Origin of the sequence: Aquamicrobium terrae, assembly GCF_040545735.1 — a bacterium.
GTDB lineage: Bacteria > Pseudomonadota > Alphaproteobacteria > Rhizobiales > Rhizobiaceae > Mesorhizobium > Mesorhizobium terrae_A.
Genome location: NZ_JBEPML010000003.1, coordinates 357442 through 383191, shown reverse-complemented (window position 1 = coordinate 383191; position 25750 = coordinate 357442). Strand labels below are relative to the sequence as shown.

Below are 25750 nucleotides of genomic sequence, written 5' to 3'. Positions count from 1 at the left end.
GGCTGCGTGGTCGTGCCCCTCGCGGTGAGCGCTGCCGGGCCGGCGTGCCGCACGGCCATTGGAAGACCACCACCTTCACCGGCGCGCTGCGGCTGTCCGGCATGACCGCACCCTTCGTCTACGATGGCGCGATGAACGGTAACGTGTTCCGCGCCTATGTCGAGCAGGTGCTGGTTCCCACGCTCGCGCCAGGCGATGTCGTCGTCATGGACAATCTGCCCGCTCACAAAGCCGCAGGCGTTCGCGACGCGATCGAGACGGCAGGCGCAACGCTTCTGTTTCTGCCGCCCTACAGCCCTGACTTCAATCCCATTGAAAACGCATTCGCCAAGCTGAAGGCGCTGATGCGGGCAAAGGCCGAGCGGACCATCACCGCCCTCTGGAACACCCTCGGCTCCATCATCGAACTCTTTACGCCCGCCGAATGCGCCAATTACTTCAAGGCCGCAGGATATGACCCAAATTAAACCGGACGCGCTCTAGCTTGCCTCACGGACCGGGAACCGCCGGCGGCCTTGCAGCCCGCGACGCGACGGAACCGGACGGTCCGTTCGGGAGGCACGACCTCCCAGTCACAAGGAGACGCCCCGATGCGCTCTTTCTCCTGTCCCACCCTCGCCCTTGCCGCAGCCCTCGCCGCCGCCCCGCTGGCCGGCGCCTTCGCCTCCGCCGATGACGCGGCCCCGATGGCGCTGCCCCATCCGGCCACCGTCTCGCATCAAAAGGTGATCCTCGACCAGTTGGGCAGCATCGGCGACGGCATCTCGGCTGACCTGCGCGACCGGTCGATCACCCCGGCCGAGGCACGGACGCTGAGGGCCGACGCGCGCGACATCCGCAAGGAGACCACGGCCGTGGCGGCCGCCGATCATGGCCGGATTCCCGCCGGCCAGTATGACCAGCTGCTCCAGCGGGTCGAGCACCTGTCCGGCAAGGTGGCCACATTCACCTACTGATCCGCCGGCCGGTGGATCTTGCGGGGTGCGGGGCACTTTGCCCCCGCCCCGCCAGGCATTGCGAACCGGTCAGTTGCCGCCGGCGTTTTCTTCCCCGTCCTCGCCCCGCATATGCAGGATGCGGTCGATCAGGCCCCATTCCACCGCTTCCTCCACGCTCATGAAATGATCGCGGTCGAGCGCGCGTTCGGCCTCTTCGTAGGTGCGCCCGCAATGCTCGGCATAGAGCCGCGTCATGCGGCGCTTGGTGCGCTGGATCGCTTCGGCATGGATGAAGATGTCCGACGCCTGCCCCTGGAAGCGGCCCGAGGGCTGGTGGACGAGCAGGCTCGCATTGGGCAGGGCGGCGCGGTGGCCGGGCTCGCCCGCCATCAGCAGGAACGAGCCCATGGAATGGGCCGTGCCCATGCACAGCGTGTGCACCGGCGCCCTTATGTAGCGCATGGTGTCGTACATCGCGAAGCCGCTGGTCACCACGCCGCCCGGCGAGTTGATGTAGAGATGGATCGGCTTCTTCGGGTTCTCGGATTCCAGGAACAGCATCTGCGCGCAGACCAGTGCGGAAACCGTGTCGTTCACCTCGCCATTGACGAAGATGATCCTTTCGCGCAGCAGCCGCGAATAGATGTCGAACGACCGCTCCCCGCGGCTCGACTGTTCCACGACCATGGGGACGAGTTGCATCGTTTCGCGCATCGGCGAACTCCAATGTTCAGGGTTTCAGAAAAGGTTGAAAGCCGTCAGGCCGCGCGCATGAGGGGCAGGCCGTTGCCGTTCGCCGCCCTTGCCGCATGGTCCCGCCGCGCATCCGTCAGCCGGTGGATGATGCGCAGGCTGGTTCCGCCCCCGCCATTGGCGGCGATGCGGAACGTGACCAGGCTCTCGAGGAAAGGCGGCGTGCTTTCGCGCATCCGGTAGCGGACCTCCTCGCCCGGCGTCACGGACTCGGCCTGCGGATCGGCCAGGTCCTCGCCGGGCAGCCAGTTCTGGCGGAACTCCGGCATGCTGATCGCCCGCCAGACCTTCTGCGGCGGTGCATCGAGTTGGTATTCGAGTTCGATGCCGGTGTCCTGATCTGCGGTGGTTGCGTCGCTCATTGGTCCATATCCTTCAGCAGGTCCCTGAGGGCGTCGATGCGCGCCGGCCAGTAGTTGCGGTATTTCGCCATCCAGCGCGCCATCAGCGCCAGCCCCTCGGGGTCGACCTCATAGTTGACGAAGCGCCCCTGCCGCTCCTCGCGCACCAGCCGGGCGTTGCGCAGCACGCCAAGATGCTGCGACATCGCCGGCTGGCTGATCTCCATGCCCTCGCGCAGGGCGCTGGCGTTCATGCCGCCGGCCGCCAGCTTCTCGAAGATCGCGCGGCGGGTCGGATCGGCCAGCGCCCGGAATATCTCGTTCTCGTTCATGCCAATCACATAAGCACACACTTATGTGATTGGCAACACCCTTCGTCGAGCCTCTTGCCAGTTGCTGCGCATTCCTGTCCCCTGCACGGCACACAGAATCAGGCCAATCAGGATTGTCCGATGTCCTTCCAGAAGCTCGACGACCTTTGCCGCCGGCTCGAAGCGCTCGAACATGCGCTCGCCATACTGGGCGCTGACGAGGCCACCCACATGGCGGTGGGCGGCGGCGACAAGCGTGCCGAGGCCATGGCGATGCTTTCGGGCATGTACCACCGGCAGGCGACGGCGCCCGAGATCGCCGACTGGATCGACGCTGCCGGGAAAGAGGCGCTCAGCGAGGAGCAGGCGGCGGCGCTGCGCGAGTTCAGGCGCCACCACACCAACCTCACCTGCCTGCCGGCCGAGTTCGTCGAGCGCCAGACGGCGGCGCGCCTGCGCTGCGAGCAATTGTGGCGCGACCTGCGCGCCAAGGGTGACTGGACGAGCTTCCAGCCGGCGCTGGAAGGGGTGGTCGCGCTGGTGCGCGAGGAAGCCGCCATGCGCGCCGAAGCGCTCGGCCTTTCCCCTTACGATGCGCTGATGGAGCAATACGACCCCGGCAACCGCGCCGCCGACATCACCCCGGTCTTTGCCGAACTGAAGACGTTCTTGAAGGATTTCGTGCCGCAGGCGCTCGACATGCAGGCCGAACGCCGGGCAAAGCGCCCCCTGAAGCCGCTGTCCGGCACCTATCCGGTCGACAGGCAGCGGGGGCTGGGCCTCGCCATGATGGAGGCGGTCGGCTTCGACCTGACGCGCGGCAGCCTGTCGGTGTCGCACCATCCGTTCTGCGGCGGCGTGCCGAGCGACGTGCGCATCACCACGCGCTACCGCACCACCGAGTTCCTGTCGGCGCTGATGGGCATATTGCACGAGACCGGCCATGCCCTCTACGAGCAGAACCTGCCGCAGGACTGGTCGCACTGGCCGCTCGGCAAGGCGCGCGGCATGGCCATCCATGAGAGCCAGAGCCTGTTCGTGGAAAAGCAGATCGGCCGCAACCCCGCCTTCTGGCGCTGGGCCCTGCCGGTGGTGGACAGGCATCTCGGCGAAAACTGGTCGCTGGACGACATCCTGCCCCATGTCCATCAGGTCGAGCGCGGGCTGATCCGCGTCGATGCCGACGAGGTGACCTACCCGCTGCACGTCATCCTGCGCTACGAGTTGGAGCAGGACCTCGTTGCCGGCAGGCTGGAGGTGGCCGACCTGCCGGACGCGTGGGACGCCGGCATGCGCGACTGCCTCGGCCTGTCGACCCTCGACAACCCGGCCGACGGCCCGATGCAGGACGTGCACTGGCCGGGCGGCGCCTTCGGCTATTTCCCCTCCTATACGCTGGGCGCCATGATGGCGGCGCAGCAATGGGCGGCGCTGGTCCGCGACCATCCCGACACCGATGACTCAATCGCCGGAGGCGATTTCTCCACCGTCAACGACTGGCGCCGCACCCGCATTTGGTCGCAAGGCTCGCGCTGGTCGACGCCGGAACTGATGCAGCGCGCCACCGGCGAAAAGCTCGACGCGCGCCACTTCATCGCCCATCTGCAAAAACGCTACGGCAGCTAGGACAACTCGCCATGGACCTCACCAATCAGGACATCGAAGACCTCGTCGCCTTCCGCCGCGAACTGCACCGCTTCCCGGAAATCTCCAACGAGGAGAAGGAGACGGCGAAGCGGGTCGTTTCCTTTCTGGCCGATACCGGGGCGGACGAGGTGCTGACCGGGCTGGGCGGCCATGGCGCGGCCTTCGTCTACGACAGCGGCCAGCCTGGCCAGACCCTGCTGTTCCGCGCCGAGCTGGATGCGCTTCCCATCGCCGAGATTTCGGACATTCCGCACCGTTCGGCTGTCGAGGGCAAGGGCCACATGTGCGGCCATGACGGCCATATGGCGATCATCGCCGCACTCGGCCGCCTGTTCGGGCGGCAGCGACCGGCAAAGGGCCGCGTCGTGCTGATGTTCCAGCCGGCCGAGGAAACCGGAGACGGCGCGGCCGGTGTGGTCGCCGACCCGCGCTACGCGGCGATCCGCCCCGATTTCGCCTTCTCGCTGCACAACCTGCCCGGCACCCCGCTCGGCCATGTCCGGCTGCGCGAAGGCGTCGTCAACTGCGCCTCGCGCGGCATGCGCATCACGCTGCAAGGCAGGACCGCCCATTCCTCGATGCCGGAAAGCGGGATTTCCCCGATGACTGCGGTGAGCCGGCTGATGCCGCGGCTGGCCGCATTGGGCGGCAACTCGTTCACCAGCGACGAGTTCGCCATGGCGACCGTCACCCATGTACGCATGGGCGAGCCGGTGTTCGGCGTCGCCCCCGGCCAGGCGGAGATCCGCGCGACCTTGCGCACGCGGCTCGATGCCCGCATGGCCGATCTATGTGCCGCAGCCGAAGCGTTGGTGCGCGAGGAGGCCGAGGCCCACGGTCTTCAATGCGGCTTCGACTATCACGAGATCTTCGTCGCCAGCCTGAACGAGCCTGAAGCGGTCGCGCATCTGGCGGCGGCGCTCGATGCCGAGGGCGTGCCCCATGACGGGGCCGAGCTGCCGATGCGCGCCTCGGAGGATTTCGGCATTTTCGGCCATAGCTCGAAATCGGCGATGTTCTATCTCGGTTCGGGCACCGACCGGCCGAACCTGCACAATCCCGACTACGACTTCCCCGACGACCTGATCGCCATCGGGGCGCGTATCTTCATGCGCACCGCGCGCAACCTTCTGGGGTGAACGGGCCTCGCTATTCGGCCGCGCCTTCCAGCGCGCCCGCTCCGGCGTCGAACTGGAGGCGGGCGAGCTCGGCATAGAGGCCGCCTTTGGCGACGAGGGAACGGTGCGTGCCCTCCTCGACGATACGGCCGTCGTCCATGACCAGGATGCGGTCGGCTTCCAGGACCGTCGCCAGCCGATGGGCGATGACAAGCGTGGTGCGCGCCCGCATCAGGCCGGCCAGAGCCTCCTGCACCAGCGTCTCGCTGGTGGCGTCGAGCGCCGAGGTCGCCTCGTCCAGCAGCAGGATCGGCGCGTCGCGCAGGATGGCGCGGGCGATGGCGATGCGCTGGCGCTGGCCGCCCGACAGCGTCACCCCGCGCTCGCCCACTTCGGTGTCGTAGCCGCGCCCCAGCCTGAGGATGAATTCCTCAGCCTGCGCCGCTCGCGCCGCCGCCTCGATCTCGGCGTCGGAAGCGCCGGGGCGGCCGAAGGCGATGTTGTCGCGCACGCTGGCGGCGAAGATGGTCACGTCCTGCGGCACGATGGCCATGCGGGCGCGCAGCGCCTGCGGGTCGGCCTCGCGCAGATCGATCCCGTCCACGCCGATGGCGCCGCCGTCGACGTCGTAGAAGCGCTGGAGCAGCGAGAACACGGTGGTCTTGCCGGCCCCGGACGGGCCGACGATCGCCACCGTCTCGCCGGGCCGGATGGTGAAGCTGAGCTCATGCAGCGCCGAGCGGTCGGGACTTGCCGGATAGGCGAAGGAAACCCGGTCGAAGGCGATCTCGCCGCGCGCCGGCACCGGCATCGGCTTCGGATCGAGCGGCGCCTTGATGCCGGGCTCCTCCGCCAGAAGCTCGGTCAGCCGTTCGGCCGCGCCCGCCGCCTGCGAAAGCTCGCCCCACACTTCCGACAGCGCGCCGAGCGCGCCGGCGGCGAACACCGAATAGAGCAGGAACTGGCCGAGCGTGCCGGGCGACATCGCCCCCGTCAGCACGTCGCGCGAGCCGAACCACAGCACCGCCACCACCGAGGCGAAGATGATGAAGATCGCCACGAAGGTGAGCAGGGCACGCGCCAGGACGGACGCCCGCGCGGCCTGGAAGGCCGCCTCGACCGCCGCCCGGAAGCGGGACGTGACCAGCGCCTCGTTGGTGAAGGCCTGCAGCGTGCGCACCGCGCCGATCTGCTCGCCGGCATAGGCGTTGGCGGCGGCCAGCATATCCTGTGCGGCGCGCGAGCGGCCGCGCACCGAACGCCCGAAGGCGACCAGCGGCACCACGATCAGCGGAATGGCGGCAATGACGAGACCCGAGAGCTTGGGGCTGGTCACCACCATCATGGCCAGCGCCCCGAGGCCGAGGATGAGGTTGCGCAGCGCCACCGAGGCGGTGGCGCCGACGGCGGACTTGATCCGCGTGGTATCGGCGGCGAGGCGCGAGACGATCTCGCCCGACTGCACCCGGTCGAAGAAGGACGGCGACAGCGTCGTCAGATGCGTGAATACGTCGCGGCGCAGGTCCGACACCACCCGCTCGCCCAGCGTGATGACGAAATAGTAGCGCCCCGCCGAGGCCAGCGCCAGAAGCGCGGCCATGCCCAGGAGCATGGCGAAATAGTTGGAAACGAAGGTCGTGTCGGCACTGGTGAAGCCGTGGTCGATCATGCGCCGCACGGCCAGCGGCAGCGCCAGCGTCGTCACCGCCGCCAGCACCAGCGACAGCAGCGCGCCCATCACCAGCCCCCGATAGGAGCCGATATAGGGGAAAAGCCGCCTCAGCGGTTTGAGCGAACGCCTGCGCGCGTCCGCGCTCTCCGTTTGCGCCATGATTGCGGGGTCCCTCTTGCCCTTTGGCCGCTGCCATTATGCGTCGGCGCGACCTTGTGATTCAATTCCGGTTGATGTATAGGCACGCCGACCGTTTTAGAGGCCGCGGCTTTTTTGAATAGCTGCGGCTTCGAGTTTTAAAAAGGGGCGCATCGCCGCAGGGCCGCCGTCCCCGCCAGCCAGGACGAGAGCGATGAAGGCAGATATCCATCCCGATTACCACACCATCAAGGTCGTGATGACCGACGGCACCGAGTACATGACCCGTTCGACCTGGGGCAAGGAAGGCGACACGATGAACCTCGACATCGACCCGACCACGCACCCGGCCTGGACCGGCGGCCAGCAGACCCTGCTCGACCGCGGCGGCCGCCTGTCGAAGTTCAAGAACAAGTTCGCCAATCTCGGCATCTAAGCCGCAGCGCTGGTTCAAAACGAAAAACCCGCCCTCGAGGCGGGTTTTTTTGTTGGCCCTGCCGGGACCTTTTCCTCGCAAGCGGGGAGAAGGATGCCGTCCGCAACGCTGGCACCGCCCTCTCCCCGCAGGCGGGGAGAGGGTGCGGGGAGAGGGTAAGGGTGAGGGTGAGGGGCCGTTTCCGGCAAAACTCGAAAGGTTCTATGGGGTCAGATCAGCCCTGCGGCTTGCGGTCGGAGTGGCCGAGGTCGCGTTCCGGGTCGATCACGTCCCGCACGAGCTGCTTGAGGCGGGCAGCGTCGGGGAAACCGCCGTCGCGCTTGCGCTCCCAGATCAGCTCGCCCTGGCAGGTGATGGTGAAGACGCCGCCGGTGCCGGGCACCAGCGCCACTTCGCCGAGTTCGGGACCGAAGGTGGACAACAGCTCCTGCGCCATCCAGCCCGCACGCAGCAGCCATTGGCACTGCGTGCAGTAGGTGATGACGATGCGGGGCTTGCCCTGTTCGCTCATGCGGCGCTGAGCTTGGCCAGCGTTTCTTCGTCGACCTCGAAATTGGCGTAGACGTTCTGCACGTCGTCATCGTCCTCGAGGACGGCGACGAGCTTCATCAGCGACTGGGCGCGGTCCTCGTCCACCGGAACGGTGTTCTGCGGCCGCCAGATCGCCTTGACGGAATTGGCCTCGCCAAGCGCGGCCTCGAGCGCCTTGGAGACGTCGCCCATGTCCTCGAAGGCGCAATAGATGGTGTGGTTCTCCTCGTCGGATTCCACGTCCTCGGCACCGGCCTCGATGGCCGCTTCCATGATGGCGTCGGCGCTGCCGGCGGAAGCCGGATAGACAATCTCGCCGATGCGGTCCCACATGAACGACACCGAGCCCGTTTCGCCCAGCGACCCGCCGGCCTTGGTGAAGGCGGCGCGCACATTGGAGGCGGCGCGGTTGCGGTTGTCGGTCAGCGCTTCGACGATCACCGCCACGCCGCCGGGACCGTAGCCCTCGTAGCGCACTTCCTCGTAATTCTCGCTGTCGCCGCCCGACGCCTTGTTGATGGCGCGCTGGATGTTGTCCTTGGGCATGGACTCGGCCTTGGCGTTCTGGATCGCAAGGCGCAGGCGCGGGTTCATCGCCGGGTCGGGCATGCCCTGCTTGGCAGCGACGGTGATCTCGCGCGCCAGCTTGGAAAACATTTTCGAGCGCATCGCGTCCTGGCGGCCCTTGCGATGCATGATGTTCTTGAACTGTGAATGGCCGGCCATGGGACTCCTGTGGTGCTTGACGGCATCCGGATCGCGGCGGGCCTGAACGCCCGGGACCGGACCTGATTGTCTGATGAAGCATCGGATGGTCCGCAAGCCGGATTCCGCCCTGGGGAACCGATGCCGGAATGGCAGGCTTATAGAGAAAACAGGGCAATTCGTCCAGCCGGAGCGCCCGCCCCGGTCGCGAAAACGTGACTGGAAGCCCACCGGCAGGCGGTCATAGTTGGCGCCTGCCGCCATGGAGACGACAATGCCGGTCCTGCGCCAGTTGCTCGCCTGCCTCGGACTGTTCTGGCTCACGACCCCCGCCTTGGCCCAGCAGGGCGCGCCGTCGCGCTGCCTGGCCATCGCCCAGGCCTTGCCCATGGCCACCTATGCCGGCTTCACCCCGGCCCAGGCCGAAAGCGAAGGCGAGGTGCGCATCACCTATGCCGGCCACTCGACCTATGTCATCGAGACGCCGGGCGGCGTGCGCATCGCCACCGACTACAGCGGTGCCTATGGCTCCGACCCGTTGCCCGACGTGGTCACCATGAACAAGGCGCACCGTACCCACTACACCGAGATGCCGGAACCGGGCATCGCCCATGTGCTGCGCGGCTGGAACCCGCAGGGCGGGCCGGCCCGCCACGCGCTCGGCGTCGGCGACGTCTATATCCGCAACGTGCCCACCGACATCCGCACCTGGGGCGGCGACCTGGAGCGCGACGGCAACTCCATCTTCATCTTCGAGGTCGCCGGCCTGTGCATCGGCCATCTCGGCCACCTCCATGTCCGGCTGGCCGACGCCCATTACGGCGCCATCGGCCGCCTCGACGTGGTGATGGCGCCGATCGACGGCGGCATGACGCTCTCCCTCGACGCCATGAGCGAGATCGCCGAGCGGCTGAGTTCCTCCATCATCCTGCCCATGCACCGGCATTCCACACCGATCGGCGCCTTCACCGGCCGCATGGGGCCGGGTTTCGCCGTCGATTTCCGCGACAGCTCCTCGCTGACCGTCTCGCTGCGCACCCTGCCGCGGCAGCGCACCATCATCGTGCTGAAGGGCGTCTGAGGCCAGGCCTAACCGTCGAGGTCGCCCTTGAGGCGGTCGAGGATGCTCAGCGCATGGCCGGCATATTCGCTGATCCAGCGGTCGTGAATGCGCTTGATCGGCAAGGCGTCGAGATGGTTCCAGCGCTCGCGCCCCTCGCGCCGCGCCACCACCAGCCCGGCCTCCTCCAGCACCTTCAGGTGCTGCATCACCGTGCAGCGGTCCATGTCGTCGAACGCCTCGCACAGCGCGCCGGTGGTCTTCGCCCCGTCCTTCAGCGCATCCAGCATCAGCCGCCGGCGCGGATGGGCCAAGGCCTTGAAAACACGATCGTCCTGAGCTTCGGTTGACATGTTATGTTTTTATAACATATTATTCCTGCCTTCAAGGGAAGGAGTTGTGGATATGTCCATCAAATTTCGCGTTTCAGGGCGCATCGGCAAGCCGGTCGCCGAGGTGTTCGACGCCGTCGTCAATCCGGCCAAGCTGTCCGGCTATTTCACCACGCTCGGCGGCGCCAGCGCGCCGCTGGTGGCCGGCACCACGGTGACGTGGTGGAAGACCGTTCCGGTCGAGGTCGACGAGGTGGTGCCCGACGAACGCATCGTGCTGCGCTGGGACGCCGAGGCCACCGACGGCCAACCAGCCTACAAGACCCGCATCGAGATGGGCTTCGAGCCTCTGGAGGACGGCGGCACCTTCGTCACCATCGCCGAATCCGGCTGGCGCGAGGACGAGCAGGGGCGCAAGGCCTCCTACGGCAATTGCGAGGGCTGGTCGCAAATGCTGTCCTGCATGAAGGCCTATGTCGAATACGGCATCAACCTGCGCGAAGGCTTTTACCCGAGCGAGATGCGCGGCGAGCTGCCGACTTCCGACAGCAAGTAGACGCGGCGGCGGGCGGCCCGCTCAGTGCGGGCCGGCGCCGCCCGGCTTGTGCGCCTTGCGCCGCCGCGCCAGCATGTTGAGGCCCTCGACCATGGCCGAGAAACCCATGGCGGCGTAGATGTAGCCCTTGGGCACATGGTAGCCCATGCCGTCGGCGATCAGCGTCATGCCGATCATCAGCAGGAAGCCCAGCGCCAGCATGACGATGGTCGGGTTCTTCTCGATGAAGGCCGACAGCGGGTTGACGGCCAGCAGCATGACCGTGACCGCGACGATCACGGCGATGTACATGATGGCGATCTCGTCGGTCATGCCGACGGCGGTGATGATGGAGTCGATCGAGAAGACGAGGTCGAGCAGCAGGATCTGGAAGATCGCGCCGACCAGCGAGACCTGCAGCGTCTGGCCGATCATCTCGCTCTTGTCGGCGCCCGGATCGACCGAGTGATGGATTTCCTTGGTCGCCTTCCACACCAGGAACAGGCCGCCGGCGATGAGGATCATGTCGCGCCACGAAAAGCCGTGGTCGAACAGGGTGAACACCGGATTGGTCAGCCTGACGATGAAGGAGATGGTGGCCAGCAGCAGAAGCCGCATGATGAGCGCGGCGCCGATGCCCAGCCTGCGCGCCATCACCCGGTGCTCGGGCGGCAGCTTGTTGGTCAGGATGGAGATGAAGATCAGATTGTCGATGCCGAGAACGATCTCCAGCACCACCAATGTCAAAAGGGCGACCCATGCGGTCGGGTTGCTCAACCAGTCGAAATGGGGGGCGATCACGTCCAGCATTCGGGCGGCTGTCTCCAACGGAAGGGTCGCAAGAAGTTAGTGGCGACCCTGCCGCCCTTCAATGTCGCGGCGAAATTTTTTTGCTCGGCCGGTTTTTCCGCCTCGGGGGTTCTGTCGCCTTCAGAGCCAGAACGAGGGAACCGCCTCTTCCAGTCGCGGCCCCCGCCGGAACGGCCCGATCCGCTCGGCAAGCCCCGTGCGGTCGGAAATGTCGACGCCCACACCGCACAGCGTGGCCGGGCCGCTGGCCGCCTCGAAGCGCCCCTTCGGCACCTTGGAGAGGAAGCGGTTGAGCGGCTCCTCCTTGTCCATGCCGAGCGAGGAATCATAGTCTCCGCACATGCCGGCATCGGAGAGATAGGCGGTGCCGCCATTGAGGATCTGGTGGTCGGCGGTCGGCTGGTGGGTGTGGGTGCCGACCACCAGCGAGGCGCGCCCGTCGACGAAATGGGCGAAGCACATCTTCTCGCTTGTCGCCTCGGCGTGGAAGTCGATCACCACCGCATCCGCCTGCTCGCCGAGCGGACAGGCCGCCAGCTCCTGCTCGCCGGCCTGGAACGGATCGTCGAGCTCGGGATGCATGAACACCCGGCCCATGATGTTGGCGACCATGACGCGCGCCCCGTTGCGGGCCGTGTAGAGGCCAGAGCCCTTGCCGGGCGTGCCCTTGGGGAAGTTGGCGGGCCGCAGGAAGCGGTCCTCGCGCGGCGCGAAATTCAGCGCGTCGCGCTGGTCCCAGACATGGTTGCCGGTGGTCACCACATCGGCACCGGCCTCGATGGTGGCGTGGAAGATTTCCTCGGTGATGCCGAAGCCGCCGGCCGCGTTCTCGCCATTGACGATGACGAAGTCGAGCCGGAAATCCGAGATGAGGCCGGGAAGCTGTTGCCACACCGCCGTGCGGCCGGACTTGCCGACCATGTCGCCGAGAAAAAGAAGTCGCATGGCAGGGCTTCTAGAGCATTTTTCCGCCGAGTGGAATTCCCGCCGTTCACATGGAGACGGTGTCGAGATTGTCGGCCTTGCGGAACCGGTGCAGGCCGTTTTCGGTCAGAACCTCGTCGAGGGCGATGTCGTGGCCCTCGTCCGGCACCCTCGCCACCTTCTGGCATTCGAAGGCGGTGCCGATCAGGCGCGGTTTCAAGCCTCTGGCATGCAGCCGCGCCACGGCGCGGTCGTAATGGCCGGCGCCGTAGCCCAGCCGATGGCCGCGCGCATCGAAGGCCGCCAGCGGCAGAAGGATGATCTGCGGATCGAGCACCGTGGCCTCCGGGCCCGGCCCGACCGTGCCGAAGCCGGTCTGGACCAGCTCGGCGCGGCGCTCCAGTTCGCGAAAGACGATGGTTTCCCGGTCGAGAACCGCCGGCACGCACAGCCGCGCCCCCTTTTCGCGGAGGGCGAACATCAGCGGCCTCAGGTCGATCTCCGAACGGATCGGCAGGAAGCCCGAGACGATGGTGCCGGGCGTGAAGTGGATGGCGGGCGCACCGATCTCGGCGACGCGCAGCGACATCTCGATGCGCAAGGTGGGATCGAGCGCATCGCGCCGCGCCAGGGCCTCGAGGCGAACGGAATTCTTGTGTTCTTTGGCGGACATCATGCACGGACCATGCGGGAGAAAGGGATGCGGCGGGGTTTCGACTGCGACATTCGATGCCGGTAGGCAGGAAGCCGAAAGAACACGGGAGCGCAACGGGGCCATGAGCCAGGCGACGATCCACGCAACCGGTGGAGAAGTCGATCCCGGGAACCTACAAAGTAGGTGGGCGCCATATGTCCGGGCCCACGGGCCCGGCCAGGGACAGCTCCCTTCGAGATCGATAAGGCCCCGGGGATATGTCTCTCCTGCCGGGAAGCGCAGACCGTCATGCGCAATATAGGGCCAACTGCGGCGCGTTGCCAGCGCCGCCATGCAGGCCGGCAACTTTTCCTGTCACACCCTCCCGATAGCCGCTTGTCTTGGCATACGGCCGCGGAACGGCTACATCCCGGCAACAGATGCTGGCCGGCAAAACAGGCTGGAAAGGACGACTATGCGCTTCGAAGGCACCTCGGCCTATGTCGCCGACAAGGATCTGATGGTTGCGGTCAACGCCGCCATCGCGCTGGAGCGCCCGCTGCTGGTCAAGGGCGAGCCCGGCACAGGCAAGACCGAGCTGGCAAGGCAGGTGGCGGCGGCCCTCGACCTCGAGCTGATCGAGTGGAACGTGAAGTCCACCACCAGGGCCCAGCAGGGGCTCTACGAATATGATGCGGTGTCGCGCCTGCGCGACAGCCAGCTCGGCGACGACCGCTTCAACGACATCAGGAACTACATCCGCCGCGGCAAGCTGTGGGAGGCATTCGCCTCTGAAAAGAAGGTCGTGCTGCTCATCGACGAGATCGACAAGGCCGACATCGAGTTCCCCAACGACCTGTTGCAGGAACTCGACCGCATGGAGTTCTTCGTCTACGAGACCGGCGAGACGATCCGCGCCGTGCAGCGGCCCATCGTCATCATCACCTCCAACAACGAGAAGGAACTGCCCGACGCCTTCCTGCGCCGCTGCTTTTTCCATTATATCCGCTTCCCCGACATCGACACGCTGGCCCGCATCGTCGACGTGCACTATCCGGGCATCAGGAAGCGGCTGGTCGAGGCAGCACTTGCGCAGTTCTTCGAGATCCGCGAGGTGCCGGGCCTGAAGAAGAAGCCGTCGACCTCCGAGGCGCTGGACTGGATCAGGCTGCTGGTGGCCGACGATGTCGCGCCTGAGGATCTGCGCGGTGAAGCGAAGAACGCCCTGCCCCGCCTGCACGGCGCGCTTTTGAAGAACGAGCAGGACGTGCACCTGTTCGAGCGCCTCGCCTTCATGGCAAGGCGCAACGCCTGACGGAGTTTACGCCGCCAGCGGCCGGCTCCAGCGCAGCACCATCAGCCGGTAGGGGATGAGCGCGAAGACGGCGATGGCCAGCTTCACCGTGAAGTCGCCCGCCGCCCAGGACACCCAGCGCACCACGTCGATGGAGAAAGCGCCCATCAGCGGGGCCTGTTCCAGCGCGAAAGGCTCGTTCGGGCCGAGGAAGGCGAAGACCGGGGCGAAGGCGACCGAGAAGAACACCAGCGTGTCGAGAACCGAGCCGGCCAGCGTGCCGAAGATCGGCGCGCGCCACCAGCTCTGCCGGCGCAGCCGGTTGAACACGGCGACGTCGAGGAGCTGCGCGGTGAGGAAGGCGGCGCCGGAAGCGCAGGCGATGCGCACCAGCCGCGCGGCCGCCGTGTCGAATTCGATCAGGCCGAGCTTGTAGAGCAGCGGCGGGCTGACGATGGAGCAGGCGACCGCCGCCATGAAGCCGATGAAGACGATGCGCCGCGCCACGACGGGGCCGTAGCGGCGGTTGGCAAGGTCGGTGACCAGGAAGGCGAAGGGATAGGTGAAGGCGCCCCAGGTCAGCACGTCGGCCAGCGACAGGCCGGCCAGCTCGACATCGAGGGGAAACTGCACAAGCACGTTCGACGCCACGACGACAAGCGCCATGGCGGCCACGAAAGGCAGGTAGCGAAGCAGGAAATTCATTTTTTTAACCTGGGTGATGGAACCAGTGCGGCGCCGGCCATCAGGCGGCGGCGCGCAAGATCAGGGCTCAGGCGGCCGGCTGTTCGGCCGTCTTCTTGGCGATCTGCTTCTTCAGCAGGCGCGCACGCTGCGACAGCTCGGCCTCGTCGGCCTTGGCCAGAAACGCGTCGAGACCGCCGCGATGCTCGACCGAGCGCAGGGCGGCGGCGGAGATGCGCAGACGCACGTTCTGGTTCAGCGCCTCGGAGATCAGCGTGACGTTGACCAGGTTGGGCAGGAAGCGGCGGCGGGTCTTGTTGTTGGCGTGGCTGACGTTGTTGCCGGACTGGACGCCTTTGCCGGTGAGTTCGCAAGCGCGGGACATGGTGCACCCTTCAGATTCTTGTTCCGGCCAAACCCAGGTGCCCGCGCAATACGGCGCGCGGTCTCCGATAGGCGGCCTAAAGGAAAGTCGGCGTTCCATAGTGGCATTTGGCCGGGGCGTCAAGCGCAAGCTGGCGGGCTGGCGGCGAGAGCTTTCTTAGAAAGGCCGGAATTCGCCCTATATGCAGGCTGAAAGGGACATGCCGGCTGGTCCGGCTCGAAGCATAAGGAACCCGACCCATGCCTTGCCCGCTTTCCATCAGGCTTACAGCCACAGCCCTGCTGTTGCCCGCGCTGGCGCTCCCTGCCGCGACGGCCGCCGCCCCGCAAACCTTCAGCGGGGACTACAGCGTCACCTATCTGGGGCTGCCGATCGCGCGCGCCTCCATCCGGAGCGTTTACGACGGCGACGCCTACAACATCAATGGTTCCGTCAACAGCGCCGGTCTCGGCCGCATCTTCGACGACACCAAAGGCTCCCTGACCGCCACCGGCCGGATCACCGGCAACGGCCCCGCCCCGCGCGCCTTCCGCGCCGAATACACCTCCGGCAAGAAGCCCTCGCTGGTCGACATACGCTTCGCCAATGGCACGGTCGCCTCCACCGAGGTCAAGCCGAAACCGAGGAAGCGCGGCAAGGACTGGGTGGCGCTGGACGACGGGCATCTGCGGCGGGCCATCGATCCCATCGCCTCCACCATGGTGCGCGCCGACACGCCCGACGAGGTGTGCGGGCGCACGGTGAAGATGTATGACGGCGAGATACGCGCCAACCTCAAGCTCAGCTTCGTCTCCAGGGGCGACATTTCCGTGAAGGGCTACAGGGGCCCCACCGTCACCTGTCGCATGAACTTCCAGCCCGTGGCCGGCTACCGGAAGGGCAAGAAGTCCCTCGACTACCTGAAGAACCGCAGCCGCATCATGGTCACGTTTGCCCCGGTCGGCGAGACCGGTGTATATGCCCCCATCCATGCAACGATCGGCACCCAGATCGGGACGATCACGATCAGCGCGCAGCGGTTCGAGGCCGCGAGGTAGGCGGCCGGCGCGCCGGGAGGGGAAGGGATGGGGCGCGCAACACTGATCGGTTTTTCGGCGGTCGCCATGTGGGCGCTGCTGGCCCTGCTGACCGATGCCTCGGGCACCGTGCCGCCCTTCCTGCTTTCGGCCATCACCTTCGCCATCGGCACCGGCGTCGGGCTCGTCGCGCGCCTGTTCATGGCGCAGCCGCAGCACAAGGCGCGCATTCCGCCTCTGGTGTGGGGTATCGGCATTGCCGGCCTGTTCGGCTATCACTTCTTCTACTTCACCGCGTTGCGCAACGCGCCGGCGGTGGAAGCCAGCCTCATCGCCTATCTATGGCCGCTGCTGATCGTCATCGGCTCGGCGCTGATGCCGGGCGAGCGCCTCGCCTGGAACCATGTCGCCGGCGCCCTGCTCGGCCTTGCCGGCACCTTCCTCATCGTCACCCGCGGCGGCGGCCTCTCCTTCGACGCGAGCTATGCCTTCGGCTACGCCATGGCCGGCGTCTGCGCGCTGGTCTGGTCGGCCTATTCGCTGCTGTCGCGGCGCTTCCCCTCGGTGCCGACCACCGTCGTCACATGGTTCTGCGCGGCGACCTCTGTGCTGTCGCTGGCCTGCCACCTGATGCTTGAGGAAACGGTGCTTCCGGCCAATGCCGGCCAATGGCTGGCCGTTCTCGGCCTCGGCCTGATGCCGGTGGGCGCGGCCTTCTACGCGTGGGACATCGGCGTCAAGCGCGGCAACATCCAGGTGCTGGGCGCGGCCAGCTACGCCGCGCCACTGCTGTCCACGCTGGTGCTGATCGCCACCGGCTTCGCGGAGCCGAGCTGGCGCATCCTCGCCGCCTGCGTGCTGATCACCGGCGGCGCGGTGCTGGCCGCCAAGTCGCTGCTGTTCCGCCGGAAAGTGCCTGCCAGAGCCTAGAAACTGTCCTTGCGCCGGCGGATTTCGGCGAACACCTCGACATCCGCCGCGTTCTCCATGCCGAGGTTCTTGCGGATCGCCGCATCGCTCCAGCGCAGGAACGGATTGGTTTCCAGCTCCGCGCCGATGGTGGTCGGCAGCGTCGCCCTGTTCTCGGCCCGCAGCGCTTCCACCTTCTTCGCCCGCGCCTGCAAGGCGGCGTTGTCCGGATCGACGGTGAGCGCGAAGCGGGCATTGGCCAGCGTGTATTCATGGCCGCAATAGACCTTCGTGTCGGCCGGCAGCGCCGCCAGCCTGTTCAGCGAAGCGAACATCACCGGCGGCGCGCATTCCAGCAGACGGCCGCAGCCGAGCGCGAACAGCGTGTCGGCGGCGAACGCCACCTTCGCCTGCGGCAGGTGGTAGGTGACATGGCCTGCCGTATGGCCCGGCGTGAAGATGACCTCGATGGTCTCGCCCCCGAAGGGAATGCGCGACCCGTCCTCGACCGTCTCGTCGATGCCGGGGATCTTCGCCTTCTCGGCCTCGGGTCCGACGATGCGCAGCTTGAAACGCTCCTTCAGCGCCAGATTGGCGGCGACGTGATCGCCATGATGATGGGTGACGAACAGGCGCGACGGCACCCAGCCGGTGCGCTCGATAGCGGCGAGGATCGGCGCTTCCTCCGGCGCGTCGATCAGCGCCACCTCGCCGCTGTCGGAATCGCGCATCAGCACGCCGAAATTGTCCTGCCGGCACATGAACTGTTCGATCTCGATCGCCATCGTCTTTCTCCTCTGTCGCCCCTGACATAGGCCGCGCCCGGTCCCCTGTCACCCCTCACGACCGGTGCTTTGTTGAACTCGGCACCGGCAGCGGCTACCGTCCGGATGAACCCGGAAAAAGGCTTTCCATGCATTCCGACATCGTCGACCTGCGCTCCTTCTATGCCTCGCCGCTCGGCCGCCTCACCGAGCGTTCGATCACCATGGCGCTGTCGTCGATCTGGGCGCAGGTGCCGAACGAGCGGCTGGTGGGGCTGGGCTATGCGCTGCCCTGGCTGGAGCGCTTCGGGGCCGATGCCGAGCGCGTCTTCGCCTTCATGCCGGCCACGCAGGGCGCGGTTATCTGGCCCGCGACCGGCCCGGCCGCCACGGCGCTGGTGTTCGACGAGGAACTGCCCCTGATGGATTCCTCGGTCGACCGCATGCTTCTGGTCCATTCGCTGGAACATGCGGAAAACCCGCGCGAGACGCTGAACGAGATCTGGCGGGTGCTGTCGCCGGCCGGGCGCGTCGTCATCGTCGTGCCGAACCGGCGCGGCGTGTGGGCCCGCTTCGAGCACACGCCCTTCGGCACCGGCCGGCCCTATTCGCGCGGCCAGCTCGGCGAGCTTTTGCGGGAAGCCAACTTCACCCCGGCCGCCTGGTCGGACGGGCTGTTCTTCCCGCCCTCGCGGCGCCGCTTCATGATGCGCCTGCACGGCCTGCTCGAAAGCGGCGGCCGCCGGTTGTGGCCGATCTTCTCCGGCGTCATCGCGGTGGAGGCGCAAAAGCGCCTCTATCAGGGCATCCCGGTGGCGCAACGCGCCTCGCGCCGCGTCTTCGTGCCGGTCCTGTCGCCCCAGGGCGCGCCGAGCCTCGGCATGCGCTTCATCGCCAACAGCGACCCGAATCCGAAAAGGCCGGGTTAGCCGGCCTTCGGAAGACCGACCTTGTCCAGGTCGAAGGACGTGGTCTGGTAGACCTGGTTCAGCCAGTTGCCGAACAGGAGATGGGCATGCGAGCGCCAGCGGTTGAGCGGCGGCCGCGACGGATCGTTGTCCGGATAGTATTCATGCGGCACCTCGATCGCGGTGCCGGCGGCGACGTCGCGGTCGTACTCTTCCTTGAGCGAGGTGGAGTCATATTCGATGTGGTTGAACATGTAGAGCCGGTTGCCGGTCGGCTCGGCCAGCAGGCACGGGCCCGTCACATCCGATTCCATCAGCAGGTCGAGGCCCGAGCCGGCGGGAATGTCGGCGCTGCGCACCTCCGTCCAGCGCGACACGGGGATGGCGAAATCGTCGGAGAAGCCTGCCAGATAGGGCGAGGCCGGCGCATGGTTGCGGTGCCGGTAGACGCCGAATGCCTTTTTCCCGAGCGTGTATTTCGGAATGCGGTGGAAGTGCCACGCAGCCGCCATCGCCCCCCAGCAGATGAAGAAGGAGGAATGGACGTTGGTGGTCGTCCAGCCGAAGATGCGCTCCAGCTCCTTCCAGTAGGTGACCTCCTCGAAGGGCAGCAGCTCGATCGGCGCGCCGGTGATGATGAAGCCGTCGAACTTGCGCTCCCGCACCTCCTCCCAGGTCTGGTAGAAGGAGATCAGGTGCTCCTCCGATGTGTTCTTGGCCCTGTGGTTGCCGATGCGCACCAGCGTCAGCTCCACCTGGAGCGGCGTGGCGCCCATCAGCCGCGCGAACTGCGTCTCGGTGCGGATCTTGTTCGGCATCAGGTTGAGCAGGCCGATCTGCAAGGGGCGGATATCCTGGCGCAGCGCCGTGCGCTCGTCCATCACGGACACCCCCTCGCGCACGAGCACCTCGCGGGCGGGGAGCTGATCGGGAATCTTGATCGGCATCGCACAAACTCCAAGACAAGGCCGGTTCCAAACAAAAAGACCGGCGGCGAAATCGCGGCCGGTCCCGACGTGCTCGTCAGCCTCGGCCTTTTTAGCGACTTCTTTAACGTGGCTGCAAGCCGACCGGCCAAATCACCACGGAACGGGTTCCTATCTATGACCGGCCATGGCCCGCGTCAATGCTCTGTGCCAAGCCTTCGCCCTCGACAATGCCGGTCGCGGCGGGTATTTCCCTCACACTCGCCGGAACATCCCGGCTTCCAACGGATCTTCGAACATGACCACGGCACAAGAACAGTCTCGTCCCCAGCCCCGCGCCGGCATACTGGACATCGAGGCTTATGTGCCGGGCAAGAGCGCGGCGCCCGCCGGCGTGAAGCTGCACAAGCTCTCCGCCAACGAAAACCCGCTCGGCGCTTCGCCGAAGGCCATCGAGGCGGCACGCGAGGTCGCGGGCCGGCTGGAATTCTACCCTGACGGATCGTCGACCCGCCTGCGCGAGGCCATCGCCGAGGTGCATGGGCTGAACATGGCCAACCTCATGTGCTTCAACGGCTCGGACGAGGCACTGGCGCTCCTGTCGCGCATCTATCTCGCTCCCGGCGACGAGGCGATCTACCCGCAATACGGCTTCCTCGCCTACCGCATCGCCATCATGGCGGCGGGCGCCACCCCGGTGATCGCCGCCGAGACCGACGAGCGCGTCGATGTCGATGCGATCCTGTCCAGGGTCACCGACAGGACGCGCATGGTGTTCCTCGCCAATCCGGGCAACCCGACCGGCACCTACATCCCCTTCGACGAGGTGCGGCGCCTGCATGCCGGCCTGCCGAAGAACGTCGTCCTGATCCTCGACGCCGCCTATGCCGAATATGTGCGCCGCAACGACTACGAGGCAGGCGTCGAGCTGGTGGCCGGCGCCGAGAACGTGGTCATGACCCGCACCTTCTCCAAGGCCTATGGCCTGGGCGGCGCGCGCATCGGCTGGATGTATGCGCCCACCCACATCATCGACGCCGTCGAGCGCGTGCGCGACGCCTTCAACGTGACCGCGACGGCGATCGCCGCCGGCACCGCCGCCGTGCGCGACCGCGCCCATGTCGAGCACTCGGTCGTCCACAACGAGACCTGGTTGCCCTGGCTGACCAGGGAGCTGACCGCGCTTGGGCTCAGGGTAACGCCCAGCGTCACCAATTTCATCCTCATTCATTTTCCGGAGAACGGCAGGCATTCGGCTTCGGCCGCCGACGAATATCTGACCGCGCGCGGCTATATCCTGCGGCGCGTTGCAGGCTACGGTTTTCCCAACGCGCTGCGGATGACAGTCGGAACCGAAGAAGCCAATCGCGGCGTCGTCGCCGCCCTGACCGAATTCCTGAAAAGTTGAGAAAATGTCCGAACCCATGTTTGAGAAGATCGCCCTCGTCGGCATCGGCCTCATCGGCTCGTCGCTGGCCCGCGCGATAAGGGAAAAGAAGCTCGCCGGCCATATCGCCATTTCCACCCGCAGCCCTGAGACGCTGAAGCGGGCCGAGGAACTCGGCCTCGGCGACAGCTACACCACCGATGCGGCACAAGCGGTGCAGGATGCCGATCTGATCGTCGTCTCGGTGCCGGTCGGGGCTTCCGAGGCCGTGGCGAAGCAGATCGCGCCGGCGCTGAAGAAGGGCGCCATCCTCACCGATGTCGGCTCCACCAAGTCCTCGGTGATCGCCCAGATGCAGCCGCATGTGCCTGAAGGCGTGCACTTCATTCCCGGCCACCCGCTGGCCGGCACGGAAAAGTCCGGCCCCGACGCCGGCTTTCCCGACCTGTTCCAGAACCGCTGGTGCATCTTCACGCCGCTGCCCGGCACCGACCCGGATGCGCTGCAGACGCTGTCGGAGTTCTGGCGGCGCTGCGGCGCCAACATCGACACGATGGACGCCGACCATCATGACATGACGCTGGCCATCGTCTCGCACCTGCCGCACATCATCGCCTACAACATCGTCGGCACCGCCGACGATCTGGAGACGGTGACGAAATCGGAAGTCATCAAATATTCCGCCTCCGGTTTCCGCGACTTCACCCGCCTGGCCGCGTCCGATCCGACCATGTGGCGCGACGTGTGCCTGCACAACAAGGACGCCATCCTCGAAATGCTGGCGCGCTTCTCCGAAGACCTCGCCTCGCTGCAAAGGGCGATCCGCTGGGGCGACGGCGAGAAGCTGTTCGACCTGTTCACCCGCACCCGGGCCGTGCGCCGCTCGATCATCGAGGCCGGCCAGGAAATCGACGCGCCCGACTTCGGCCGCCAGGCGATCGAGCACCCGGCCAAGCCCTGACGGCAGCCATGGACATGGGCGAAACGGCCCGGCATGCCTCTGCATGCCGGGCCTTTTTCCTGCTCAATCGAGCGGCTTGATCCTGCCCAGCGGAATGAACCCCAGCACGGCGTTGCCCTGCACGATCTTGAGCGGCATCGTCGGCTGCTTGCCCATCATGGCGAGCGCGGTGAACCCCTGGCGGATTCGCTTCGCCTCCTCCGGCACGGCCGTGGCCAGCACCTCGGCCACCGCTTCCGGATTGGTGATGCGGATCGAAAGATCGGCATCGATAAGGCCCGTATCGTCCACGGCAAGCGGGCCGGACACGGCGACACGCGCCTCGCCCGACGACAGTTCCAGATTGGTGATGTCCAGCGCCTGGCCGCGCAGGCTCCGCGGCCTCGACCGGAGGAAGGCCACGCCGTTCTTCAGCCGCGCCTCGCCGGCCCCGTCGAGCGAAGGCACGTTGCGGCCCTGCAAGGCGTCGGCGGTGATGTCGAGTTCGGCGAAGCTGCCGCGATAGAGGATGTCGCCCCCGTCGGGCCACAGGTCGAGCGCGAGGTCGGTGACGTTGAAAAGCGGCACCGGCTCGCTGTCCTCCGGGTCGGTCTGGCCCGAGAACCCGGCGGCGGTCAGGGTAAGCTGGTCCGGCACCGATCGGGACAGCCTGGTGCGGATGTCGAGCTGGTCCCAGTCCAGCCACAGCGGCTCCAGCCCCGGCGCCAGCGTGCGCAGCGGGCCGCGCAGCGTCACGTCGGCCACCAGCGGCCGCAGGATGCTGGTGCTGGCCTCCAGCGCTCCGGTGGTCGCGGCGATGCCCCTGGCGTCGTCCTGATAGGCAAGGCTGTTGCAGGAAACGGCGAGCCGCAGCGGATAGCCTTCCACCCGCAGCCTTGTGCAATCGGAACGGATGCCCTTCCGTTCCAGTTCGGCGATGGTCTGCCGCGCCTCGCCCCGGATGCGGTCCGCCAGATAGAACCAGCCGGCGCTGTAGAGCCCGAACAGCACGGCCAGGAACAGCACCAGCCACAACAGCCCCCGCCGCCTTTTCGGTTGCGCCTCGTCCCTTGACGTCATGCTGCCACTCTCGCTACCCGTTGCCAGGGGGAACGACCCCCTTCCTGCTGCCCGGCGCGACCTTGGCCGCGCCCCACTCTGGTCTGGCGATATGGGCGATTTTTGGGTTTTTGGCTATGGCTCTCTGATCTGGCGGCCGGGTTTCGATTTCGTCGAGGCCCGCCGGGCCCGCCTCCACGGCTATCGGCGCGCGCTGTGCATCTACTCCTACGTCCATCGCGGCACGCCCGAGCGGCCGGGCCTCGTGCTCGGGCTCGACCGGGGCGGCTCCTGCGTCGGCATGGCCTTCCGGGTGGATACTGGTGCCCGCGATGACGTGATCGCCTATCTGCGCGAGCGCGAGCAGATCAACAATGTCTATATCGAGCGCACGTTGCCGGTCTGGCTGGAGGGCGGCGAGCGCGCCGAGGCGGTCGCCTATGTGGCCGACCGCCGCCACCGCCAATATGCCGGGGCGCTGGACGAGGCGGCGGCCGCCGCCATGGTGCGCGGCGCCTCCGGCCAGTCGGGCGCCAACGAGGACTATGTGGCCAACACCGTGCGTCATCTGCAGGCGCTCGGCATACGCGACCATTGGCTGGAAGACGTGGAGCGGCGAATCGCCCATTGATGGCTGCCGGGGCAGCGGTCGTCCTTGGCAATCGGGCGGGCGACCCTATCTTGGGGCCGTCGCCGGCCGCTGCCGCCGGCCGTTCTTGAAGGGAGACAGGATTTGCACAAGCGCAGGCTCGGCCGCACCGATCTCGAGATCGCCCCGCTGGTTTTCGGCGGCAATGTCTTCGGCTGGACGGCGGATGAGAAAACGTCCTTCGCATTGCTCGACCGCTTCGTCGATGCCGGCCTCGACGCCATCGACACGGCAGACGTCTATTCGCGCTGGGCGCCCGGCAATTCCGGCGGCGAATCGGAGACCATCATCGGCAACTGGCTGAAGAAAAGCGGCAAGCGCGACAAGGTGGTGATCATCACCAAGGTCGGGTCAGACATCGGCCAGGGCCGCGTCTCCCTGTCGCCGGTCCATATCGAGAAGGCGGTGGACGCTTCGCTGAAAAGGCTCCGGACCGACGTCATCGACCTCTACCTGTCGCACTGGCCGGACCCGACCGTGACCCATGCCGAGACGCTCGGCGCCTACCGGCGGCTGATCGAGAAGGGCAAGGTGCGCCATGTCGGCGCCTCCAACCTCGACGCCGGCCAGATGAAGGCCGCGCTCGATGCCGCCAACCATCACAACCTGCCCCGCTACGAGGTGTTGCAGCCCGGCTACAACCTCTACGACCGCGGCGAGTTCGAGGGCCCGCTGCGCGACCTGTGCATGGCGAAGGAGATCGGCGTCATCAGCTATTACGGGCTGGCCAAGGGCTTCCTCTCGGGCAAGTACCGCAGCAAGGCCGATCTTGGCAAAAGTCCGCGCGGCAGTTCCGCCGCCGCCTATCTCAACGAGCGCGGCCTGCGCATCCTCGCCGCCCTCGACGAGGTGTCCGCCCGCCACGGCGCAACCCCGGCGCAGGTGGCGCTGGCCTGGATCATGGCCCGGCCCGGCATCAGCGCGCCGATCGCCTCAGCGACCTCGCTCGACCAGCTCGAAAGCCTGATCGGGGCGGTCTCGCTGGAGCTTGCCGATGCCGACATGAGAAGGCTGGACATGGCCAGCACCCCCTGAGGGCCAAGGCAGGTCAAGGCACGCTGACGCCCAGTTCCTTCAGCCGCCGCGCGGCGGTGGGCGGCATCGGCGGCGGGTTCGGCCCCGTCGCCGCCTCGATCAGCAGCGCATCGCACGCCGCCTCGGTCTCGGCGATCAGCCGGCTCATGAACGCCTCCTTGTCCAGCCCGGGCGGGATCGGCTCGAGGAAGCGCGCCTTGATGGTGCCGGGAAAGCGCAGGAACTTGCGGCGCGGCCAGTAGAGCCCGGCGACATGGGCGACCGGCACCACCGGCACGCCGAGCTGGGTGTAAAGCTCGACGATGCCCCATTTGTAGTTCGGCACGTCGCCGGGCGCGCGCCGCGTGCCTTCCGGATAGATGATGAGCTGGCGCGGATTGCGTGCCATCTCGGCCCTGGTGGCCGCGCTCACCGCCTTCAGCGCCTTCGAGCGGCTGCCGCGGTCGACCGGGATCATGCGCATCTTGAGCACGTACCAGCCGAAGAACGGGATCCAGGTCAGCTCCCGCTTGAGGATGTAGAGCGGGTCTTTCAGGAAGGGGAAGAAGGCGATCGCATCCCAGAACGACTGGTGCTTGGGCGCCAGGATGAAGGAGCCTTCCGGCAGGTTCTCCTGGCCGGTGATCTCGCTTCGGGTATGCGCGATCTTCTCGTACAGCCACAGGCTGGAGCGCGACCAGAACTTCGGCACGAACCACGCCCGGTGTCGCGGCGACAGGAAGTAATAGGGAGACCAGAACAGCATCTGGAAGATCAGGCTGGCATAGAAGACGAAGTTGAAGGCCAGCGAGCGGATATGGAGCATGGGCGAGATGAGCCTGGGACCAGAGCAATTCCGGAAGGTGAAGCGCGCCTTCGTTACACCATGCGCCGCGAAAATGGAAACGGGCCGATATCGTGAGCGGCCGG

31 protein-coding genes, 1 other RNA gene and 1 riboswitch are annotated in these 25750 nt (G+C 66.8%); of the genes, 15 read left to right on the top strand and 17 right to left on the bottom strand.

The annotated features are described in order from the left end of the window. Together ABID37_RS07135 and ABID37_RS07130 are read left to right on the top strand one after the other, a co-directional pair. Window positions 1-467 (top strand): IS630 family transposase (locus ABID37_RS07135; protein ID WP_354193543.1); only part of this gene is annotated, 467 nt, incomplete at its 5' end. A gap of 123 nt (window positions 468-590) precedes the next feature. After that, on the top strand, window positions 591-956 hold the full coding sequence (locus ABID37_RS07130) for a hypothetical protein (RefSeq protein WP_354193541.1): 366 nt from the start codon (window positions 591-593) through the stop codon (window positions 954-956). A gap of 69 nt (window positions 957-1025) precedes the next feature. Here ABID37_RS07130 and ABID37_RS07125 read toward each other — a convergent pair whose 3' ends face one another. Genes ABID37_RS07125 through ABID37_RS07115 form a run of 3 tightly spaced genes read right to left on the bottom strand, consistent with a single transcriptional unit; the run spans window position 1026 to window position 2364 of the window. Beyond that, entirely contained in the window at window positions 1026-1652 is a 627-nt protein-coding gene (locus tag ABID37_RS07125; protein ID WP_354193539.1) for an ATP-dependent Clp protease proteolytic subunit, read from the bottom strand. Between the two features lie 44 nt (window positions 1653-1696). Beyond that, a complete protein-coding gene (locus tag ABID37_RS07120; RefSeq protein ID WP_354193537.1) occupies window positions 1697-2053 on the bottom strand; it encodes an SRPBCC family protein in 357 nt (118 codons plus the stop codon). Next, window positions 2050-2364, bottom strand: coding sequence for an ArsR/SmtB family transcription factor (locus tag ABID37_RS07115; protein WP_354193536.1), 315 nt, complete (start codon window positions 2362-2364; stop codon window positions 2050-2052). Before ABID37_RS07115 ends, ABID37_RS07120 begins: the two co-directional genes overlap by 4 nt. Before the next feature lie 120 nt (window positions 2365-2484). On the opposite strand from ABID37_RS07115, the gene ABID37_RS07110 reads away from it, so the two are divergent. Together ABID37_RS07110 and ABID37_RS07105 are read left to right on the top strand one after the other, a co-directional pair. Further along, window positions 2485-3969 carry a carboxypeptidase M32 gene (locus ABID37_RS07110; RefSeq protein ID WP_354193534.1) on the top strand — a complete coding sequence of 495 codons (1485 nt, stop codon included), beginning with the start codon at window positions 2485-2487 and terminating at the stop codon, window positions 3967-3969. An 11-nt stretch (window positions 3970-3980) separates the two neighbouring features. After that, window positions 3981-5129, top strand: a complete 1149-nt coding sequence (locus ABID37_RS07105; RefSeq protein WP_354193532.1) for an amidohydrolase — start codon at window positions 3981-3983, stop codon at window positions 5127-5129. A gap of 10 nt (window positions 5130-5139) precedes the next feature. Here ABID37_RS07105 and ABID37_RS07100 read toward each other — a convergent pair whose 3' ends face one another. Continuing rightward, complete coding sequence (locus ABID37_RS07100; protein ID WP_354193530.1) at window positions 5140-6939, bottom strand: ABC transporter transmembrane domain-containing protein; 1800 nt, start codon at window positions 6937-6939, stop codon at window positions 5140-5142. A 193-nt stretch (window positions 6940-7132) separates the two neighbouring features. On the opposite strand from ABID37_RS07100, the gene rpmE reads away from it, so the two are divergent. Further along, a complete protein-coding gene (gene rpmE / locus ABID37_RS07095) occupies window positions 7133-7354 on the top strand; it encodes a 50S ribosomal protein L31 (RefSeq protein ID WP_354193529.1) in 222 nt (73 codons plus the stop codon). A 214-nt stretch (window positions 7355-7568) separates the two neighbouring features. On the opposite strand, the gene ABID37_RS07090 is transcribed toward rpmE, so the two are convergent. Together ABID37_RS07090 and ABID37_RS07085 are read right to left on the bottom strand one after the other, a co-directional pair. Next, on the bottom strand, window positions 7569-7865 hold the full coding sequence (locus ABID37_RS07090; protein ID WP_354193528.1) for an Rdx family protein: 297 nt from the start codon (window positions 7863-7865) through the stop codon (window positions 7569-7571). After that, window positions 7862-8611 (bottom strand): YebC/PmpR family DNA-binding transcriptional regulator, encoded by a 750-nt coding sequence (locus ABID37_RS07085; protein WP_354193527.1) that lies wholly within the window; start codon window positions 8609-8611, stop codon window positions 7862-7864. The genes ABID37_RS07090 and ABID37_RS07085 overlap by 4 nt, the downstream gene beginning before the upstream one ends. 253 nt (window positions 8612-8864) lie before the next feature. On the opposite strand from ABID37_RS07085, the gene ABID37_RS07080 reads away from it, so the two are divergent. After that, complete coding sequence (locus tag ABID37_RS07080; protein WP_354193526.1) at window positions 8865-9671, top strand: MBL fold metallo-hydrolase; 807 nt, start codon at window positions 8865-8867, stop codon at window positions 9669-9671. Between the two features lie 8 nt (window positions 9672-9679). On the opposite strand, the gene ABID37_RS07075 is transcribed toward ABID37_RS07080, so the two are convergent. Next, window positions 9680-10003 (bottom strand): ArsR/SmtB family transcription factor, encoded by a 324-nt coding sequence (locus tag ABID37_RS07075; RefSeq protein WP_354193524.1) that lies wholly within the window; start codon window positions 10001-10003, stop codon window positions 9680-9682. 52 nt (window positions 10004-10055) lie between these two features. Here ABID37_RS07075 and ABID37_RS07070 point away from each other — a divergent pair, with 52 nt between their 5' ends. Further along, a complete protein-coding gene (locus ABID37_RS07070) occupies window positions 10056-10538 on the top strand; it encodes an SRPBCC domain-containing protein (protein WP_354193522.1) in 483 nt (160 codons plus the stop codon). A gap of 21 nt (window positions 10539-10559) precedes the next feature. Here ABID37_RS07070 and ABID37_RS07065 read toward each other — a convergent pair whose 3' ends face one another. The 4 genes from ABID37_RS07065 to ssrS all read right to left on the bottom strand — a co-directional run bounded on the left by ABID37_RS07065 (window position 10560) and on the right by ssrS (window position 13194). Then, entirely contained in the window at window positions 10560-11327 is a 768-nt protein-coding gene (locus ABID37_RS07065) for a TerC family protein (protein WP_354193520.1), read from the bottom strand. A gap of 120 nt (window positions 11328-11447) precedes the next feature. After that, window positions 11448-12272 (bottom strand): TIGR00282 family metallophosphoesterase, encoded by an 825-nt coding sequence (locus ABID37_RS07060; RefSeq protein ID WP_354193519.1) that lies wholly within the window; start codon window positions 12270-12272, stop codon window positions 11448-11450. Between the two features lie 46 nt (window positions 12273-12318). Continuing rightward, complete coding sequence (locus ABID37_RS07055; protein WP_354193518.1) at window positions 12319-12927, bottom strand: 5-formyltetrahydrofolate cyclo-ligase; 609 nt, start codon at window positions 12925-12927, stop codon at window positions 12319-12321. Between the two features lie 110 nt (window positions 12928-13037). After that, window positions 13038-13194: non-coding RNA, 6S RNA (ssrS, locus tag ABID37_RS07050), on the bottom strand. Window positions 13195-13360: 166 nt separating this feature from the next. Here ssrS and ABID37_RS07045 point away from each other — a divergent pair. After that, the gene (locus ABID37_RS07045) at window positions 13361-14200 is read left to right on the top strand and encodes an AAA family ATPase (protein WP_354193516.1); all 840 of its coding nucleotides are present in this window, start codon (window positions 13361-13363) and stop codon (window positions 14198-14200) included. 6 nt (window positions 14201-14206) lie between these two features. Here ABID37_RS07045 and ABID37_RS07040 read toward each other — a convergent pair whose 3' ends face one another. Together ABID37_RS07040 and rpmB are read right to left on the bottom strand one after the other, a co-directional pair. Next, entirely contained in the window at window positions 14207-14884 is a 678-nt protein-coding gene (locus ABID37_RS07040; protein ID WP_354193514.1) for a queuosine precursor transporter, read from the bottom strand. Window positions 14885-14951: 67 nt separating this feature from the next. After that, window positions 14952-15248: a 50S ribosomal protein L28 gene (gene rpmB / locus ABID37_RS07035; protein ID WP_354193512.1), complete on the bottom strand. Its 297-nt coding sequence runs from the start codon at window positions 15246-15248 to the stop codon at window positions 14952-14954. A gap of 239 nt (window positions 15249-15487) precedes the next feature. Between rpmB and ABID37_RS07030 the strand changes: the two genes are divergently transcribed. Continuing rightward, window positions 15488-16285, top strand: coding sequence for a DUF3108 domain-containing protein (locus ABID37_RS07030; RefSeq protein WP_354193511.1), 798 nt, complete (start codon window positions 15488-15490; stop codon window positions 16283-16285). A gap of 27 nt (window positions 16286-16312) precedes the next feature. After that, window positions 16313-17194, top strand: a complete 882-nt coding sequence (gene yddG, locus ABID37_RS07025; protein ID WP_354193509.1) for an aromatic amino acid exporter YddG — start codon at window positions 16313-16315, stop codon at window positions 17192-17194. Here the strand turns inward: yddG and gloB are convergent. Further along, window positions 17191-17958, bottom strand: a complete 768-nt coding sequence (gene gloB, locus ABID37_RS07020; protein ID WP_354193508.1) for a hydroxyacylglutathione hydrolase — start codon at window positions 17956-17958, stop codon at window positions 17191-17193. The genes yddG and gloB overlap by 4 nt on opposite strands. 128 nt (window positions 17959-18086) lie before the next feature. On the opposite strand from gloB, the gene ABID37_RS07015 reads away from it, so the two are divergent. Next, entirely contained in the window at window positions 18087-18866 is a 780-nt protein-coding gene (locus ABID37_RS07015; RefSeq protein ID WP_354193507.1) for a class I SAM-dependent methyltransferase, read from the top strand. Here the strand turns inward: ABID37_RS07015 and ABID37_RS07010 are convergent. Continuing rightward, window positions 18863-19792, bottom strand: coding sequence for a homoserine O-succinyltransferase (locus ABID37_RS07010; protein WP_354193506.1), 930 nt, complete (start codon window positions 19790-19792; stop codon window positions 18863-18865). The genes ABID37_RS07015 and ABID37_RS07010 overlap by 4 nt on opposite strands. 70 nt (window positions 19793-19862) lie before the next feature. Then, window positions 19863-19941, bottom strand: a riboswitch (SAM riboswitch). Between the two features lie 128 nt (window positions 19942-20069). On the opposite strand from ABID37_RS07010, the gene ABID37_RS07005 reads away from it, so the two are divergent. Beyond that, the gene (locus tag ABID37_RS07005; RefSeq protein WP_354193505.1) at window positions 20070-21179 is read left to right on the top strand and encodes a pyridoxal phosphate-dependent aminotransferase; all 1110 of its coding nucleotides are present in this window, start codon (window positions 20070-20072) and stop codon (window positions 21177-21179) included. 4 nt (window positions 21180-21183) lie between these two features. Further along, window positions 21184-22119, top strand: a complete 936-nt coding sequence (locus ABID37_RS07000; RefSeq protein WP_354193503.1) for a prephenate/arogenate dehydrogenase family protein — start codon at window positions 21184-21186, stop codon at window positions 22117-22119. A gap of 63 nt (window positions 22120-22182) precedes the next feature. Here ABID37_RS07000 and ABID37_RS06995 read toward each other — a convergent pair whose 3' ends face one another. After that, complete coding sequence (locus tag ABID37_RS06995; protein ID WP_354193501.1) at window positions 22183-23178, bottom strand: DUF2125 domain-containing protein; 996 nt, start codon at window positions 23176-23178, stop codon at window positions 22183-22185. A gap of 91 nt (window positions 23179-23269) precedes the next feature. Here ABID37_RS06995 and ABID37_RS06990 point away from each other — a divergent pair, with 91 nt between their 5' ends. Further along, window positions 23270-23788 (top strand): gamma-glutamylcyclotransferase, encoded by a 519-nt coding sequence (locus tag ABID37_RS06990; protein WP_354193500.1) that lies wholly within the window; start codon window positions 23270-23272, stop codon window positions 23786-23788. 102 nt (window positions 23789-23890) lie between these two features. Beyond that, window positions 23891-24841, top strand: a complete 951-nt coding sequence (locus tag ABID37_RS06985; protein WP_354193498.1) for an aldo/keto reductase — start codon at window positions 23891-23893, stop codon at window positions 24839-24841. 13 nt (window positions 24842-24854) lie between these two features. Here ABID37_RS06985 and ABID37_RS06980 read toward each other — a convergent pair whose 3' ends face one another. Continuing rightward, window positions 24855-25646 (bottom strand): lysophospholipid acyltransferase family protein, encoded by a 792-nt coding sequence (locus ABID37_RS06980; protein ID WP_354193497.1) that lies wholly within the window; start codon window positions 25644-25646, stop codon window positions 24855-24857. Between the last annotated feature and the right edge of the window lie 104 nt (window positions 25647-25750).